Consider the following 16,211-nt stretch of genomic DNA (forward strand, 5'->3'; position numbering starts at 1 on the left):
CGATCATGACCCAGATTTCCGAACGCCTGTTGGTTCAGGCCCACCTCGACGCCAAGCAGCCCAACCCGCTGACAGCCGAGCAGGAGGCCGAGTACCGTGCGGCCATCGCTGCCGAGCTCAAGGCCCAGAACGCCGTGCTGGTCGCCCATTACTACTGCGACCCGGTCATCCAGGCGCTGGCCGAAGAAACCGGCGGCTGCGTATCCGACTCGCTGGAAATGGCCCGCTTCGGCAAGAACCACCCAGCGCAAACCGTAGTCGTTGCCGGTGTCCGTTTCATGGGCGAGACAGCCAAGATCCTCACCCCGGAAAAACGCGTGCTCATGCCGACCCTGGAGGCTACCTGCTCCCTCGACCTGGGCTGCCCGGTGGAGGAGTTCTCGGCGTTCTGCGACCAGCACCCCGAGCGCACCGTGGTGGTCTATGCCAACACTTCTGCGGCCGTGAAAGCCCGTGCCGACTGGGTGGTGACTTCGAGCTGCGCGCTGGAAATCGTCGAAAGCCTGATGGACAACGGCGAAACCATCATCTGGGGCCCCGACCAGCACCTGGGCCGCTACATCCAGAAGCAAACCGGTGCCGACATGCTGCTGTGGGACGGTGCCTGCATCGTCCACGAAGAGTTCAAGTCGCGCCAGCTGGCCGACATGAAAGCGCTGTATCCGGATGCCGCGATCCTGGTGCACCCTGAATCGCCGGAGGCGGTGATCGAGCTGGCCGACGCGGTCGGCTCCACCAGCCAGCTGATCAAGGCTGCCCAGACCCTGCCGAACAAGACCTTCATCGTTGCTACCGACCGCGGCATTTTCTACAAGATGCAGCAGCTGTGCCCGGACAAGGAGTTCGTCGAAGCCCCGACCGCCGGTAACGGCGCGGCGTGCCGCAGCTGCGCGCACTGCCCATGGATGGCGATGAATACCCTGGAGCGGGTGCTGGATTGCCTGCGTAATGGCACGAACGAGATCTTTGTCGACCCGGCGCTGGTGCCGAAGGCGATCAAGCCGTTGAACCGGATGCTGGACTTTACCCAGGCAGCGCGCCTGAAGTTGTCCGGTAACGCCTGACGCCAGACCGCGTCGCTTTCTTCGCGGGTAAACCCGCTCCCACAGGTACAGCGCAGCGCTCACGGGCGGTGCGGTCCCTGTGGGAGCGGGTTTACCCGCGAAAGGGCTCTCAACGCCCCATCATTTCCTGAACCATGCGCTTCTGCTCCATGATCTCGCGCTGGCGCTGGTCAATCTGTGCTGCCAGCGGGAAGTTCCCGCCCGACCGGCGCTTGGCGTAATCCAGCTGCTGGATGGCCTGGTCGAAATCGCCCACCAGGGTGAAGTACTCGGCCCGCGCCCGGTGCAAGCCAATGGTATTGCCCGAAAGGCCCCGCACTTCGGCCATGTCGTACCACACGTCCGGGTCATCCGGCCGGCTCTTCACCAGTTCGTTCAGCACCTTTTCCGCCTCGGCGGGCTTGTTCAGTTTCACCAGCAGATCGGCACGCACCTGCTTCAGCGGGTAGTTGCCCGGGTACAGCCCCTGCATGCGTTCAGCACGCTGCTGCGCATCCGCCAGGCGGTTGTTGGTGATGTCCAGGTCGATCTGCGCCAGGTTGTAGGTAATGTCGTTGGGGGCCTTGGCCAGCAGCGGCTTGAGCAGCTCGCGCGCCTCGTTCAGCTGGCCACCTTTGATCTGCGCCAGGGCCAGGCCGTAACGCGCGGCGTCCAGCTTGGGGTCTTCGTCCAGTTGGGCGCGGAAGCGTTTGGCCGCCAGCCCTGGGGTGCCTTCGTAGGTCAGTGCCACCCGGGCACGGATCAGCTGGTAACGCATGCTGTCCTCGACGCCGCCCTTGGGAGCCTGCTCGGCACGGTTGCGGGTGTCGGCGATACGCGATTCGGTCACCGGGTGGGTCAGCAGGAATTCCGGTGGTTTGGCGTCATAGCGGTATTGCCGCGCCAGGCGCTCGAACATGGTTGGCATGTTGCGCGGGTCGTAACCGGCCTTTTCCAGGTTCTGGATGCCGATGCGGTCGGCTTCCTGTTCGTTCTGCCGCGAGAAGCGGCGCTGTTCCTGGATCGCCGCCGCCTGGGTGCCGGCGATCACGCCGATACCGGCATCGCCACCGCCGCCCGCCGCCAGCACGATACCGGCCAGCAGCGCCGCCATCATCGGCAGCTGCATGCGCTGCTGGGCCTCGACGCCACGGGCGAAGTGGCGTTGCGACAAGTGCGCCAGTTCGTGGGCCAGTACCGAGGCGTACTCGCCTTCGGTCTGGGCGTTGAGGAACAGCCCGCCGTTGACCCCGACGATGCCGCCCGGGGCCGCGAAGGCGTTCAGTTCGCGGCTGTCGATGAGGATGAATTCCAGGCGCCGGTCCTGCAACTGGCTGGTTTCGGCCAGTCGGTACACGCTGGTTTCAACATAGTCCTTGAGTTGCGGATCGTTCAGCTGGTTGACCTGGCCACGCAACAGGCTCAGCCAGGCGCGGCCAAGCTGGTGTTCCTGTTGTGGCGAGACGATTGCGGAACTGGCGTCGCCCAGTGATGGCAGGTCGTCTGCATGGCCAGGGAGGGCCAGCAGGCAGGCCAGCGTCAGCAGGGTAGGGCGCAGTAGATTCATGCATGAAACTCGCGTCGGTCAAAGATACCTACTGTAGCGGGCTCACACGTTGGCGACCAGTGGCGCTATCCTAGCCGACCCAGCCAAGAAGCTGCCCGGCAATGCCTTTGGAGAGCCCCGCAATGAGTGACACCCTGACCTGTGACGCCGAACTGGACGCCAGCGGGCTGAATTGCCCGCTGCCGCTGCTCAAGGCCAAGATGGAGCTCAACCGCCTGGCCAGCGGCGCGGTGCTCAAGGTGATCGCCACCGACGCCGGTTCGCAGCGCGACTTCCGCACTTTCGCCCAGTTGGCCGGTCATACCCTGCTGCAGGAGACGGCCGAGGCTGGCACCTACACTTACTGGCTGCGCAAGGCCTGAGTCTTTCCAAGGATCGTCAATGTTCAAAGTGCTTCGCGACTGGATGCAGCGCTACTTCTCCGATGAGGAAGCGGTGGTGCTGGCGGTCTTGCTGTTCCTGGCTTTTACCGCAGTGCTCACGCTGGGTGGCATGCTCGCACCGGTACTGGCAGGCATGGTGCTGGCGTTCCTCATGCAAGGGCTGGTCAATGCCCTGGAGCGCCTGCGGGTACCGACCCGGCTGGCAGTGATGCTGGTGTTCGCCCTGTTCATGGGCGCGCTGGCCGTGTTCATGCTGGTGCTGGTGCCGCTGCTGTGGCATCAGCTGATCACCCTGTTCAACGAGCTGCCGGGCATGCTCGGCAAATGGCAGTCGCTGTTGTTGCTGTTGCCCGAACGCTACCCGCACCTGGTGTCGGATGAGCAGGTGCTGCATGCCATCGAGTCGGTGCGCGGGGAAATCGGCAAGTTCGGCCAGTGGGCACTGACCTTCTCGTTGTCCAGCCTGCCGCTGCTGGTCAACGCCATGATCTACCTGGTGCTGGTGCCGATCCTGGTGTTCTTCTTCCTCAAGGACCGCGAACTGATCGGCCGTTGGGTCAGCGGCTACCTGCCACGCCAGCGCACCCTGCTGAACCGCGTGGGCAGCGAGATGAACCGGCAGATTGCCAACTATATCCGTGGCAAGGGCATCGAGATCCTGATTTGCGGCATTGCCACCTACATCGCCTTCATCAGCCTGGGGCTCAACTACGCCGCGCTGCTGGCCCTGCTGGTGGGGCTGTCGGTGGTGGTGCCCTACGTGGGTGCGGTGGTGGTGACCGTGCCGGTGACCCTGATTGCGTTGTTCCAGTGGGGCTGGGGTGACCAGTTCATCTACCTGATGACGGTGTACGCGATCATCCAGGCGCTGGATGGCAACGTGCTGGTGCCGCTGCTGTTCTCCGAGGCGGTGAGCCTGCACCCGGTGGCGATCATTTGCGCGGTATTGCTGTTTGGCGGGCTGTGGGGGTTCTGGGGGATCTTCTTCGCGATCCCGTTGGCGACCTTGATCAAGGCGGTGCTGGATGCCTGGCCGCGGCAGGAGCCTAGTGTTTCGCCGATGCTTTGATGTAACCGGGGCTGCAAAGCAGCCCACAGCAATCTCAAGCCTTGTTCAGGGCCTGGGCAGCAGCCAATACGGCATCCACATGCCCCGGTACCTTCACCCCACGCCATTCCTGGCGCAGTACACCGTGCTTGTCGATCAGGAAGGTACTGCGATCAACGCCCAGGTATTCCTTGCCATACAGTTTCTTCAGCTTGATCACGTCGAACAGCTGGCAGAGGGCCTCGTCCTTGTCGCTGATCAGCTCGAATGGGAAGCCTTGCTTGGCCTTGAAGTTCTCGTGCGACTTGATGCCGTCGCGTGACACGCCGAACACCACGGTGTTGGCCGCGGCAAACGCGTCATGCTGGTCGCGAAAGCCCTGGCCCTCGGTGGTGCAGCCTGGCGTGCTGTCCTTCGGGTAGAAGTACACCACCACCTGGCGGCCCTTGAGTTCGGCCAGGCTCACGGTTTGCCCGCTGGTAGCCTGGGCCTGGAAGTCGGCGACCGGTTGGTCGAGTGCTACGGCCATGGTGGCTCCTTACATGGGGTTCTGTGGGCGCCAAGGCTCGATCAGGGCGTCCAGGTTCAGCGCGTCGGCAAAGTCCAGGAACTGGTCACGCAGCCAGCTTATTTGGGTGCCGGCCGGCAGGATCACGGTGAACTGGGCGTTGAGCATGCTGCTGCCGGTTTGCGGCGCCAGGTAGGTGTCGCAGGTCATGGCTTCCAGTTCGACGCGGTGGTCGAGGAAGAACTGGCACAGCTCGTTGATGATGTCCGGGCGGTAGGCGGCGCTGACATAGGCCACATAGGGCAGGGCCTGCGGGCGCACTTCCTGGTCGGCGCTGCGCACCACGTCCAGGGTCAGGCCGTGCTTCTTGCCCAGGCCCGGCAGCATGGCTTCGAGGCGTGCCAGGGCATCCCAGCTGCCGCCCACCTGCAGTACCAGGGCGCTGGTCTCGCCGTGGCGGCTCAGGCGCGAGGTGACCACCGCGCAGCGGTTCTCGAACGCAGCGCGGCTGAGGACGTTGGCCAGTTCCATGGGGTTCGGGCCCAGGGCACTGATGACAAGGAATTGTTCACGGACGGTGGGGGTGGACATGCAGCATTCCTAAAGCGATGAGCGGTCGGCACAGGACGGGCGAAAGCCTCCTGTCGGCAGGGCCCGGGGCTCGCATGCGAGGTCGTGGACGCTGGCGGGGAGCAAGGTCGACGGCCCGGCGGGCCGCGCTGCACCGATCAAAGCAGCAAGGGTAGCGAAATAAGGCGCCGAGGGGAATGCTCCGCCCGCCTGCTTCGCTTGTGCAAGGCCGATGCCCCCAGTACCATTACCGCTCTCTTTTTCCGGCAGGAGCAGTTACATGATTGCGGGCAGTATGGTGGCATTGGTCACACCCATGGATGCACAAGGGCGTGTGGACTGGGGCAGCCTCGACAAACTTGTAGACTTCCACCTGGAAAACGGCACCCACGCGATTGTCGCTGTCGGCACAACCGGTGAGTCCGCCACGCTGGATGTCGAAGAACACATTCTGGTCATCAAGCACGTGGTCGAGCGCGTCAAGCGCAGCAACAAGCCGATCCCGGTCATCGCCGGCACCGGTGCCAACTCCACTGCCGAAGCCGTGCACCTGACCCAGAACGCCAAGAATGCCGGTGCCGACGCCTGCCTGCTGGTGGTACCGTACTACAACAAGCCGACCCAGGAAGGCCTGTACCAGCACTTCAAGCACATTGCCGAAGCCGTCGACATCCCGCAGATCCTCTACAACGTACCCGGCCGCACCTCCTGCGACATGCAGGCCGAGACCGTGATCCGCCTGTCGAAGGTCAAGAACATCATCGGCATCAAGGAAGCCACCGGCGACCTGGCCCGCGCCAAGGCCATCATCGATGGCGTCGACAGTGACTTCATCGTCCTGTCCGGCGATGACCCGACCGCCGTCGAGCTGATCCTGATGGGCGGCAAGGGCAACATTTCCGTCACCGCCAACGTCGCCCCGCGCGAAATGGCCGACCTGTGCGAGGCCGCCCTTGCGGGCAATGCCGAGAAGGCCCGCGCAATCAACGAAAAACTCATGCCGCTGCACAAAGACCTGTTCTGCGAGTCCAACCCGATCCCGGTGAAATGGGCACTCGTCGAAATGGGCCTGATGCAAAAAGGCATTCGCCTGCCGCTGACCTGGCTGAGCGAAGGCTGCCACGAAAAAGTCCGTACTGCCTTGCGCCAGTCCGGCGTACTGGTTTAAGAGGAAGTACACCGCATGAAGCGACTGGCTGGTCTTTCCGCCCTTGCCCTGATCATTTCCAGCACCAGTGGGTGTGGCTGGCTGTGGGGCGAGGATGGCTATTTCCGCGACCGCGGCAGCGATTACCTGCAGGCGCACCCGACCGCGCCGATGCAGCTGCCGCCGGACGCCAGCAACATCAAGCGCCTTGACCCGCTGCTGCCGATTCCGCGTAACGTCGCCGACGACAACGCCACTGGCGAGTTCGAGGTGCCGCGCCCGCAACCGTTGACCGGCGGCGCCGCCCAGGTCACCGACTACAGCCTGCAGCGCAGCGGCAGCAGCCGTTGGGTGCTGGCCCAGCATTCGCCGGCCGAAGTGTGGCCAGTGGCCCGCCAGTTCTTCGAGGACAACGGTTTCCGCATCGCCGAAGAGCGCCCACAGACCGGTGAATTCAACACCACCTGGCAGCGTTTCGACGAGCTGTCGGCGTCCCTCGGCCAGCGCCTGGCCAGCACGGCCAGCAGCAGTGACAGCGAAGTGCGCGTGCGGGTGCGCATGGAGCCTGGCGTGCAGCGCAACACCTCCGAAGTGTACGTGGTCAGCATCGAGCGCCCGGCCGGCAGCACCGCCGAGCCGGACTTCCCGTCCAGCTCCAGCAATACCGGGGCCGACGCCCTGCTGGTCGACGAAATGCTCGCCAGCATGAACCGCAGTGCCGAGAAGGGCGGTTCGGTATCGCTGTTGGCCGCGCGCGACTTCGACGCACCCAGCCGTGTCAGCCTGAGCGAAGACGGCAGTGGCAACCCGGTGCTGTACCTGGGTGCCGACCTGGACCGTGCCTGGTCCAGCGTGGGCCGTGCCTTGGAGCAGGGCGGCGAATGGCGCGTCGAGGACATCAACCGCAGCCTGGGCCTGTATTACATCAACCTGTCGGAAAAGCCCGAAGACAAGCAGAACGAGCCTGGTTTCTTCGGCCGCATGTTCGGCAGCGAACCGACCAAGGAAGAGCGTGAAGCCCGTGCCGAGCGTTATCAGGTACGCCTGAGCAAGGTGGGTGACAGCGTGCAGGTCACGGTCGAGAAGAACATCAACACCGTGGCCCCGGCCGATGTCGCCCGCCGCGTGCTCAGCGCCATTCAGGACCACCTGGGCTAAGTGCGCTTCGCGGTACTCGGAAGCGGCAGCCAGGGAAACGGCACGCTGATCGCCAGTGGTGACACCTTCATCCTGGTCGATTGCGGCTTTTCCCTGCGCGAGACCGAGCGGCGCCTGGCGTTGCTCGGTGTGTCGCCGGCCCAGCTCAGTGCGGTACTGGTCACCCACGAACATGCTGACCACGTGCATGGGGTCGGCTTGCTGTCGCGGCGCTACAATGTACCGGTCTACCTCAGCCAAGGGACCTTGCGCGGCTTGCGCAAACCGGTGGAGGTGGCCGGTTTTCTCGCCTGTGGCGACAGCCTGCGTATCGGCAGCCTGGAGGTGACCGCGGCGCGGGTCGAGCACGACGCCTACGAACCACTGCAATACGTGGTCGGCGACGGCCAGCGGCGCTTCGGCATGCTGACCGACCTGGGCTCGTACGACGCGCGGCTGCTGGAGCGTTACCAGGGCCTGGATGCACTGCTGATCGAGGCCAACCACTGCCGCGACCTGTTGGCGCGTGGCCACTACCCGGCCTTCCTCAAGCGGCGGGTGGGTGGCCTGCAAGGGCATTTGAACAACCACCAGGCCGCGCGCCTGGTGCACGAGTTGGGCTGGAGCAACCTGCAACACCTGGTGCTGGCCCACCTCAGCAGCAAGAACAACCTGCCACACTTGGCCCGCCAGTGCTTCGTCGACACCCTTGGGTGCGACCCGGACTGGCTCCAGGTGGCGAATCAGGAACACGGGCTCGACTGGCGTGAAATCGCCTAGCCCAACACCTCAAGCAAGCGGAGCCCAATCATGGAAAAACGCGACGAACTCTACCGCGGCAAGGCCAAATCGGTTTACAAGACCGACGACGCCGACCGCTTGATCCTGCTGTTCCGTAACGACACTTCGGCGTTCGACGGCAAGCGCATCGAACAGCTCGACCGCAAAGGCATGGTGAACAACAAGTTCAACGCCTTCATCATGCAGAAACTGGAAGAAGCCGGCGTGCCGACCCAGTTCGACAAGCTGCTGGGCGACAACGAGTGCCTGGTGAAGAAGCTGGACATGATCCCGGTCGAGTGCGTGGTGCGCAACTACGCCGCCGGCAGCCTGGTCAAGCGCCTGGGCGTGGAGGAGGGCATCAAGCTGGAGCCGTCCACCTTCGAGCTGTTCCTGAAGAACGACGAGAAGGGCGACCCCTTCATCAACGAATCCCACGTTGTCGCGTTCGGCTGGGGCACCGCCGAGCAACTGGCGGAAATGAAAAAGCTGTCGCTGAAAGTCAACGAAGTGCTGAGCAAGCTGTTCGATGACGCCGGCCTGCTGCTGGTCGACTTCAAGCTGGAGTTCGGTGTATTCCACGGCCAGATCGTGCTGGGCGACGAGTTCAGCCCGGACGGCTGCCGCCTGTGGGACAAAGAGACCCGCAAGAAGATGGACAAGGACCGCTTCCGCCAGGGCCTGGGCGACGTGATCGAAGCCTACGAAGAAGTTGCCAAGCGCCTGGGCGTGCCGCTGTAAGCGCTACGTTCACGCAAGCGCCTGATACCACGCGATTTTTTTGAAAAAAAGATTTGCCTTTCAAAAGAACGCTGGTATGATGCGCGGCATTGGAGAGATGCCGGAGTGGTCGAACGGGACGGATTCGAAATCCGTTGTACTGGCAACAGTACCTAGGGTTCAAATCCCTATCTCTCCGCCATACAAGATGAAGCCCCTGGAAGCGCAAGTTTCCAGGGGCTTTTTCGTTGTGGCTTATTTTTTCATCATCCCCAATTCGGCATCGTCCAGCAGCGCCTTCGCCATCGCACTGAGGTAATGCGATGCCCAGATCAGTTTCTGGTCGCCGTCCATCAGACCGGTGATGATCAGGTCGTGGACATACCCCATCAGTTCGGAGGCCTGTTCGCGGGCGTCCTGGCAGGGGATGCCGGGTGCGATGCGGAATAGCGGGTGGGTGTTGTTTTCGCCTTGGTAGAAGCAGGTCTTGCCGGCTGTGGTGGGTTGCTTTGTGTCGTCGGTGGGCATTGTTTTTCTCCCTGGAATCTTGGGTGTCTGGGCCGGCCTCTTCGCGGGTGAACCCGCTCCCACAGGTACGGCGCAGTACTTGAGGGCAATGATTACCTCCTGTGGGAGCGGGTTTACCCGCGAAGAGGCCAGACCTGCTTAGTGCAAGGTGCGTGGCTCAGCCGGTAAATGGGCCTGCATCTGCAATTGCATCAATGCCGACTCGACCAGCCCCTGTACCGCTTCCATTTCATGAATAACGGCCTGCATAACGATCGAACTTGGCGCAGCGGGTTTGAGTTGCACGGACTGGCGAGCGACGAACAGCGCGCAGAGTACGTACTCTGAGGATTGAACCAGGGTGTCTTGCAGCGCCTGGGTGGAGTCGAGGGAGTGGGGTGGATCGGGGACTATCTTGCGCATGAGAGCTCCTGGGTAAGTGGAGCCGCCTGGCAACGCTGTCAAACGAATGGAGGCAGCTATACATAGGTTGACAGACCGGTTACCCAAGAGACCCGGCGCACACGGATGTGCCCCATGTACAGCTGCCATAAAGCGCCGCAACGGAAACTTGAGTAGTCGGCCTGTCAAAGCCGGTCGTTGATTTTGCAACGACAAGCCGAGACTAGAGCGCGACTTAATCCGTCGCAACCGTTTGAGCGGTTTGGCAGTATGTTTGGGAAATTGCCTACATGGAAGGGGATTATTCTGAGTTTCAGTTGTAGGGCAGGGGCCGCTTTGCGGCCCATCGCGACACAAGGCCGCTCCTACAACTAGCACATTGCGACTTGGATCCAAGGCTCGGGTTCTGTATCATCCCCGCGCCATCAGAATGATGGCCGAAGATGATTCATATAAAGGATTTAGTATGAAAAAGCTGTTCAAGGCTACCGTAGCCGTTGCTGTCGTTTCGGGTGTTGCCCTGCTGTCGGGTTGCACTGGCCAGGTTTACAACCAGCCGAAAAACTGCAGCTACGACTACCTGTTCCACCCTTCGGTTTCCATCTCCAAGATCATCGGTGGCTGCGGCCCGATCGATAAACTGCCTCAGCAGCAGTAATCTTGGCGGTACCCTGATCGCGACGCTTGCGGCGTGATCCAAGGCCCCCGGTCATGTACATGGCCGGGGGTTTTTGTTTGCCGGCGCGGCAATCCGTCACTGGGGCAACCCGCCGCCTTGACGCGCCGGGCGGCAATTTGTTTGTGCTGGCAATTCGGTTACAATCCGGAAAAACGATTCAGCGCTGTCGGTCAATTCGACAAAAGGCCGGGTCGTTTTCTGGTTCTCTGGCTGCTGAACAATGATCACAACAAGCCTGCGCTGAAGAACACGCGTTACCAGGGCCAGCCACAGGCCCGCCCTCCGTTCTCCTGACTGGAATTGATCAATGTTCAAGAAAGCTGGCAAGACCTTGCTGGGTCTGGCTGTCGCTGCAAGCTGCATGCAAGCGTACGCCGCAGAAACCAAGAAAGTAGACGTGCTGCTGGTCGGCGGCGGCATCATGAGCTCCACCCTGGCCGTGTGGCTGCACGAGCTGGAGCCAAGCTGGTCGATGGAAATGGTCGAGCGCCTGGACGGCGTGGCCGAGGAAAGCTCCAACGGCTGGAACAACGCCGGTACCGGCCACTCCGCGCTGGCTGAGCTGAACTACACCCCGGAAGACAAAGACGGCAACGTCAACATCAGCAAGGCCATCGAAATCAACGAGGCCTTCCAGATCTCCCGCCAGTTCTGGGCCTGGCAGGTGCGCCAGGGCGTGCTGAAGAACCCGCACTCGTTCATCAACACCACGCCGCACATGAGCTTCGTGTGGGGCGATGACAACATCAAGTTCCTGAAGAAGCGTTACGACGCGCTGCAGGCCAGCCCGCTGTTCCGCCCGATGCAGTACTCCGAGGACCACGCGCAGATCGCCAAGTGGGTCCCGCTGATGATGGAAGGCCGCGACCCGAACCAGAAGCTGGCCGTGACCTGGACGCCGATCGGCACCGACGTCAACTTCGGCGAGATCACCCGCCAGTTCGTCGGCCACCTGAAAACCCAGGACAACTTCGACCTGAAGCTGTCCAGCGAAGTGCAGGACATCACCCGCAACAAGGACGGCTCCTGGCACGTCGAGTACAAGAACCTGAAGGATGGTACCGAGTCGGCCACCGACGCCAAGTTCCTGTTCATCGGTGCCGGCGGTGGCGCACTGAAGCTGCTGCAGAAGTCGGGCATTCCTGAAGCCAAGGAATACGCAGGCTTCCCGGTGGGTGGCTCGTTCCTGGTGACCGAGAACCCGACCATCGCCATGCAGCACATGGCCAAGGCCTACGGCATCGCCTCGACCGGCGCGCCACCCATGTCGGTACCGCACCTGGACACCCGTGTGCTGGACGGCAAGCGGGTGATCCTGTTTGGCCCATTCGCCACCTTCTCGACCAAGTTCCTGAAGAACGGCTCGTACCTGGACCTGCTGAGCAGCACCACCACCCACAACGTGTGGCCGATGACCAAGGTCGGTATCGACCAGTACCCGCTGGTCGAATACCTCGCTGGCCAGCTGATGCTGTCTGACGACGACCGCTTCGAAGCCCTGCGCACCTACTTCCCGAACGCCAAGAAGGAAGACTGGCGCCTGTGGCAGGCCGGCCAGCGCGTGCAGATCATCAAGCGTGATGCCGAGAAGGGCGGCGTGCTGAAGCTGGGCACCGAAGTGGTCGCTTCCGAAGACCGCACCATTGCCGGCCTGCTGGGTGCATCGCCAGGTGCTTCGACCGCTGCGCCGATCATGCTGAACGTGCTGGAAACCGTGTTCAAGGAGAAGGTCGCTACCCCAGAGTGGCAGGCCAAGATCAAGCAGATCGTGCCGAGCTACGGCACCAAGCTGAACGACTCGGCGGCGGCCACCCAGAAAGAGTGGAACTACACCGCTGAAGTGCTGCAGCTCGAGAAGCCACCGGTGATCGACGAAAGCGTCGGCACCACGGTTGCACCGAGCCAGCCGGCGGAAAGCAAGCCTGAGAACGACATGGCGCTGTAAGCGGCCATCGTTGTGAAAGAAGCCACGGGGGAAACCTCGTGGCTTTTTTGTTGCCTGTACCGGCCCTTTCGCGGGCTTGCCCGCTCCCACAGGTACATCACAGTTCTCGAAAGCTGTGGTGTACCTGTGGGAGCGGGCAAGCCCGCGAAGAGGCCGGTACAGGAGAACCACTGATCTGAAATCTGGGCTGACCCCAATAAAAACATATTTTGATGCTTAAATTAATCTTGTCAGTCGATCCCCTTCCAGAAGGGTGCCGTCATGAACATCAAGATTGCCGCCTTACTGCTGCTCGCCCTGTGCGCCCAGCCGGCATGGAGCCAAAGCTACTCCTACTCCAGCGAAACCCCCGCCGCCAAACCCGCCGAATCTGCTGCAATGACCACGCGCATGGCCCTGCGCGACCTTTGGGTCGAGCACATCTTCTGGGTGCGCAACTATGCTGTCGCCAACCAGGCTGGCAACGCCAAGGAGGCTGAAGTCGCCGCCAAGGAAGTAGTCACCGACGCCACCAGGATCGCCAACAGCATTGCCCCACTGTACGGCCAGCCCGCCGCCGATCAGTTGCTGAAAATGCTGGCCGGCCACTGGGGCGCCATCAAGCACTACAGCGACGCCACCGTGGCCAAGGACAAAAAAGGCCAGCAAGCCGCGGTCAATGAGCTGTCCAGCAATGCCAAGGCCATCGCTGCGTTCCTGGCCAAGGCCAACCCGAACCTGCCCGAACCGACCCTGCTGACGCTGCTCAGCGCCCACGGCGGGCACCACGTGGCCCAGATCGACCAGCTGGCGGCCGCTGACTACGTGGGCGAGGTGCGCACCTGGGCGATGATGCGCGAGCATATCCTGACCCTGTCCGACGCCCTGGCTGCGGCGTTGGTCAAACAGTTCCCGGACAAATTCTGATGCTCGAAGGCCTGGGCCGTACCCAACAGGACCTGCTCCATGCGTTGCTGCTCCAGCCGGCCGGCATGAGCATCGACGACCTGGCGCAGGCCCTGGCCATCACCCGCACGGCGGTGCGCCAGCACCTGGCAGCGCTGGAGCGCGACGGCCTGGTCAAGCGTGGCGCTACCCGGCCCACCGGGCGACGCCCGGAGCAGTTGCACGAGCTGACCGAACAGGCCCGCGAACTGTTCCCGCGGCAGTACCCGTTGCTGGCCAACCTGCTGATTGCGGAAGTGGCCGGCTTGCTGGGGCAGGAGGCGTTGCTGGCGCTGATGCGCCAGCTGGGGCGTAAGCTGGCGGCGGACCTGGAGCATCAAGTGGTGGATGAAGCACGCATCGTCGAGCACATGAACAATGCCGGGTACGAGGCGCAGGTGTTCTTCCGCTCGGGGGGCGAGCCGCAGATCGTTGCCCACAATTGCGTGTTTCATCACCTGGCCAAGGCGCACCCCGTGGTGTGCGAGTTGGATCTGGCCTTGATCGGGGCATTGGGGGGGGCTGAGGTAGAGCATCAAGAGTGCATGTTGCGAGGTGGAAGGGCCTGCCGCTTTACTTTGTCCAAAGAGGATGTTGGTTAGCACTCTTTCAATATTTTGGTAACTGATATTTTTGCCAGTTTTTCTGTGGGGTGGCGGCGGATATATTCAGCGCTCATCTTGTATGGAGTGCTTGAATATGAATGATTCACAAAAATTACCGCCGCGGGTAGTTGCGAAGTCTCTTCTGTTAGGCCTCGGGATGGGCGATGTGCTGGAATACCCTATCACTATCCGCATTTTTCGACTGAGTGAGACGGATGGCCCCAAGGTTTATGTGAGAAATTCTGAGACCATCAGCTACCAAGCAGATATCACCAATGAGGATGTACTGTCGCATGTGAATAATCGTGATCTTGTTTTTGAGAATGACGTTTTTTACAGTGTTACCAAGGTCTCGGCTGGCGACAAGGTAGAAATTAAAAAGGCGCCAATTCCGGTGTACAAAAACAGCCTTGAAGGTATGCAACAACTCAAAGGGCTGTTAGCGATTACGCGGGGCAAGATCTTTATGGGTGGCGGCAAGGTCCAAATTGCTCAGGATCGGACCTTCCATGAAATTGGGGGGAGTGACTATGTAGTGGTGCGTACTCAATCAGGCGAAGAGTACTACGAAACGTGTGAGACTGCTGAAAAGAATAAATATGGTCAGCTTGGTGATTTTGAAATCGTCGACAACTTGCAGAGATATTGTTATGGCAGTCGAAAACACCTAAGCGGTGATTATGTGGCCGGATTTACGGCCGTGCATATTTACCCGACTTGAGTTGCGCGTTACCGCGTAAACGGGATAGTTGAAACATCACTGCTGCTGCAAAATGCAAATCAGCAACCCTGGGAACCGCCCCTCCATGACTTCACGGCGCAGCGAATTCATGTGGGTGGTTCCTACATTGCGTGTATGCACCAACCCTGCATCACGCAGCACGCGGAAGTGGTGCGACATGCTCGACTTCGGCCGCCCGCCATCGAGCTCACCGCAGCTGGCCTCGGCCACGCCGGCCAGGTGGCGGACAATGCCAAGGCGCACCGGGTCGCTCAGCGCATAGAGCACACGCTCTAGAGTCAGGTCTTCAGAATTGGGATGTTGATAGGCTCGCATGGTCGTCATGATAACGGGGCTATCATTAATTGCCATAGTTCGATTATGATCGAACTATCGTAATCAGACAGCCCGGGAGCTTGCTCATGTCCGCCTTGTTCGAACCCTATACCCTCAAGGACGTCACCCTGCGCAACCGCATTGCCATTCCGCCGATGTGCCAGTACATGGCCGAGGACGGCATGATCAACGACTGGCACCACGTGCACCTGGCCGGCCTGGCCCGTGGCGGTGCCGGCCTGTTGGTGGTCGAGGCCACTGCCGTGGCACCGGAAGGGCGCATCACCCCCGGTTGCGCCGGTATCTGGAGCGATGCCCACGCCCAGGCTTTCGTGCCGGTGGTGCAGGCAATCAAGGCCGCCGGTTCCGTGCCGGGTATCCAGATTGCCCATGCCGGGCGCAAGGCCAGCGCCAACCGCCCTTGGGAAGGTGACGACCACATTGCCGCGGACGACGCCCGCGGCTGGGAAACCATCGCCCCGTCCGCCATCGCCTTCGGTGCGCACCTGCCACAAGTGCCGCGCGAGATGACCCTGGACGACATCGCCCGGGTCAAGCAGGACTTCGTCGATGCCGCCCGCCGTGCGCACGATGCCGGTTTCGAGTGGATCGAGCTGCACTTTGCCCATGGTTACCTGGGCCAGAGTTTCTTCTCCGAACACTCCAACAAGCGTACCGACGCCTACGGTGGCAGCTTCGACAACCGCAGCCGCTTCCTGCTGGAAACCCTGGCAGCGGTGCGTGAGGTATGGCCAGAGAACCTGCCCCTGACCGCGCGTTTTGGTGTGCTGGAATACGACGGCCGCGATGAGCAGACCCTGGAAGAGTCGATCGAACTGGCGCGCCGCTTCAAGGCTGGCGGCCTCGACCTGCTGAGCGTGAGTGTCGGCTTCACCATTCCCGACACCAAGATCCCATGGGGCCCGGCGTTCATGGGGCCGATTGCCGAGCGCGTGCGTCGTGAGGCGAAGCTGCCGGTGACCTCGGCGTGGGGGTTTGGTACGCCGCAACTGGCGGAAGCGGCGCTGCAGGCCAACCAGCTGGACCTGGTATCGGTAGGGCGTGCGCACCTGGCAGACCCGCACTGGGCTTACTTTGCGGCCAAGGAGTTGGGTGTGGAGAAAGCGTCCTGGACCTTGCCGGCACCGTATGCGCACTGGCTCGAGCGTTATCGCTGAGGCATGAAAGG

At 61.9% G+C, this 16,211-nt stretch carries 20 protein-coding genes and 1 tRNA gene; 14 read left to right on the forward strand and 7 right to left on the reverse strand.

Annotation, left to right across the window (positions count from 1 at the left end; all coding sequences use genetic code 11):
- The first annotated feature begins 5 nt into the window (after positions 1–5).
- A complete protein-coding gene (gene nadA, locus HU760_RS06965; protein ID WP_186676004.1) occupies positions 6–1,064 on the forward strand; it encodes a quinolinate synthase NadA in 1,059 nt (352 codons plus the stop codon).
- A 109-nt stretch (positions 1,065–1,173) separates the two neighbouring features.
- Here the strand turns inward: nadA and HU760_RS06970 are convergent, their stop codons facing one another.
- The gene (locus HU760_RS06970) at positions 1,174–2,610 is read right to left on the reverse strand and encodes a M48 family metalloprotease (RefSeq protein ID WP_013973796.1); all 1,437 of its coding nucleotides are present in this window, start codon (positions 2,608–2,610) and stop codon (positions 1,174–1,176) included.
- Between the two features lie 122 nt (positions 2,611–2,732).
- On the opposite strand from HU760_RS06970, the gene HU760_RS06975 reads away from it, so the two are divergent.
- Both HU760_RS06975 and HU760_RS06980 read left to right on the forward strand, forming a co-directional pair.
- A complete protein-coding gene (locus HU760_RS06975) occupies positions 2,733–2,972 on the forward strand; it encodes a sulfurtransferase TusA family protein (RefSeq protein WP_012273752.1) in 240 nt (79 codons plus the stop codon).
- Between the two features lie 19 nt (positions 2,973–2,991).
- Positions 2,992–4,062: an AI-2E family transporter gene (locus HU760_RS06980; RefSeq protein WP_186676006.1), complete on the forward strand. Its 1,071-nt coding sequence runs from the start codon at positions 2,992–2,994 to the stop codon at positions 4,060–4,062.
- Between the two features lie 34 nt (positions 4,063–4,096).
- Here HU760_RS06980 and HU760_RS06985 read toward each other — a convergent pair whose 3' ends face one another.
- Positions 4,097–4,570, reverse strand: coding sequence for a peroxiredoxin (locus HU760_RS06985; protein ID WP_186676008.1), 474 nt, complete (start codon positions 4,568–4,570; stop codon positions 4,097–4,099).
- Between the two features lie 9 nt (positions 4,571–4,579).
- Positions 4,580–5,140, reverse strand: coding sequence for a glycine cleavage system transcriptional repressor (locus HU760_RS06990; protein WP_013973793.1), 561 nt, complete (start codon positions 5,138–5,140; stop codon positions 4,580–4,582).
- Positions 5,141–5,399: 259 nt separating this feature from the next.
- On the opposite strand from HU760_RS06990, the gene dapA reads away from it, so the two are divergent.
- The 5 genes from dapA (at position 5,400) to HU760_RS07015 (ending at position 9,105) form a co-directional block, all read left to right on the forward strand.
- Positions 5,400–6,287, forward strand: coding sequence for a 4-hydroxy-tetrahydrodipicolinate synthase (gene dapA / locus HU760_RS06995; protein WP_186676010.1), 888 nt, complete (start codon positions 5,400–5,402; stop codon positions 6,285–6,287).
- 15 nt (positions 6,288–6,302) lie between these two features.
- Entirely contained in the window at positions 6,303–7,424 is a 1,122-nt protein-coding gene (gene bamC, locus HU760_RS07000; protein WP_186676012.1) for an NlpB/DapX family lipoprotein, read from the forward strand.
- Positions 7,425–8,183 (forward strand): MBL fold metallo-hydrolase, encoded by a 759-nt coding sequence (locus HU760_RS07005; protein ID WP_186676014.1) that lies wholly within the window; start codon positions 7,425–7,427, stop codon positions 8,181–8,183. It begins immediately after the preceding gene.
- A gap of 30 nt (positions 8,184–8,213) precedes the next feature.
- A complete protein-coding gene (gene purC / locus HU760_RS07010; RefSeq protein WP_004375217.1) occupies positions 8,214–8,924 on the forward strand; it encodes a phosphoribosylaminoimidazolesuccinocarboxamide synthase in 711 nt (236 codons plus the stop codon).
- 91 nt (positions 8,925–9,015) lie between these two features.
- Positions 9,016–9,105, forward strand: a tRNA-Ser gene (locus tag HU760_RS07015).
- A 53-nt stretch (positions 9,106–9,158) separates the two neighbouring features.
- On the opposite strand, the gene HU760_RS07020 is transcribed toward HU760_RS07015, so the two are convergent.
- On the reverse strand, positions 9,159–9,431 hold the full coding sequence (locus tag HU760_RS07020) for a DUF3077 domain-containing protein (protein WP_186676016.1): 273 nt from the start codon (positions 9,429–9,431) through the stop codon (positions 9,159–9,161).
- A 138-nt stretch (positions 9,432–9,569) separates the two neighbouring features.
- Complete coding sequence (locus tag HU760_RS07025; protein ID WP_186676018.1) at positions 9,570–9,833, reverse strand: hypothetical protein; 264 nt, start codon at positions 9,831–9,833, stop codon at positions 9,570–9,572.
- 445 nt (positions 9,834–10,278) lie between these two features.
- On the opposite strand from HU760_RS07025, the gene HU760_RS07030 reads away from it, so the two are divergent.
- Positions 10,279–10,470, forward strand: a complete 192-nt coding sequence (locus tag HU760_RS07030) for a YhfL family protein (protein ID WP_046616491.1) — start codon at positions 10,279–10,281, stop codon at positions 10,468–10,470.
- A gap of 96 nt (positions 10,471–10,566) precedes the next feature.
- Here the strand turns inward: HU760_RS07030 and HU760_RS07035 are convergent, their stop codons facing one another.
- Entirely contained in the window at positions 10,567–10,806 is a 240-nt protein-coding gene (locus HU760_RS07035) for a hypothetical protein (RefSeq protein ID WP_186676020.1), read from the reverse strand.
- Between HU760_RS07035 and mqo the strand changes: the two genes are divergently transcribed.
- From mqo to HU760_RS07055, 4 genes are all read left to right on the forward strand, one after another.
- A complete protein-coding gene (mqo, locus tag HU760_RS07040; protein WP_186676023.1) occupies positions 10,799–12,436 on the forward strand; it encodes a malate dehydrogenase (quinone) in 1,638 nt (545 codons plus the stop codon). The genes HU760_RS07035 and mqo overlap by 8 nt on opposite strands.
- A 261-nt stretch (positions 12,437–12,697) precedes the next feature.
- Positions 12,698–13,342, forward strand: a complete 645-nt coding sequence (locus HU760_RS07045) for a hypothetical protein (protein ID WP_186676025.1) — start codon at positions 12,698–12,700, stop codon at positions 13,340–13,342.
- Positions 13,342–13,962: a helix-turn-helix transcriptional regulator gene (locus HU760_RS07050; protein ID WP_186676027.1), complete on the forward strand. Its 621-nt coding sequence runs from the start codon at positions 13,342–13,344 to the stop codon at positions 13,960–13,962. The genes HU760_RS07045 and HU760_RS07050 overlap by 1 nt, the downstream gene beginning before the upstream one ends.
- A gap of 97 nt (positions 13,963–14,059) precedes the next feature.
- Positions 14,060–14,686, forward strand: coding sequence for a hypothetical protein (locus HU760_RS07055; protein WP_186676029.1), 627 nt, complete (start codon positions 14,060–14,062; stop codon positions 14,684–14,686).
- A 36-nt stretch (positions 14,687–14,722) separates the two neighbouring features.
- On the opposite strand, the gene HU760_RS07060 is transcribed toward HU760_RS07055, so the two are convergent.
- Positions 14,723–15,058 (reverse strand): ArsR/SmtB family transcription factor, encoded by a 336-nt coding sequence (locus tag HU760_RS07060; protein WP_085665266.1) that lies wholly within the window; start codon positions 15,056–15,058, stop codon positions 14,723–14,725.
- Between the two features lie 50 nt (positions 15,059–15,108).
- On the opposite strand from HU760_RS07060, the gene xenA reads away from it, so the two are divergent.
- A complete protein-coding gene (xenA, locus tag HU760_RS07065) occupies positions 15,109–16,200 on the forward strand; it encodes a xenobiotic reductase XenA (protein ID WP_186676031.1) in 1,092 nt (363 codons plus the stop codon).
- The last annotated feature ends 11 nt before the right edge of the window (positions 16,201–16,211 follow it).

Source organism: Pseudomonas oryzicola (assembly GCF_014269185.2).
In the GTDB taxonomy this organism is placed as follows: Bacteria; Pseudomonadota; Gammaproteobacteria; order Pseudomonadales; family Pseudomonadaceae; genus Aquipseudomonas; species Aquipseudomonas oryzicola.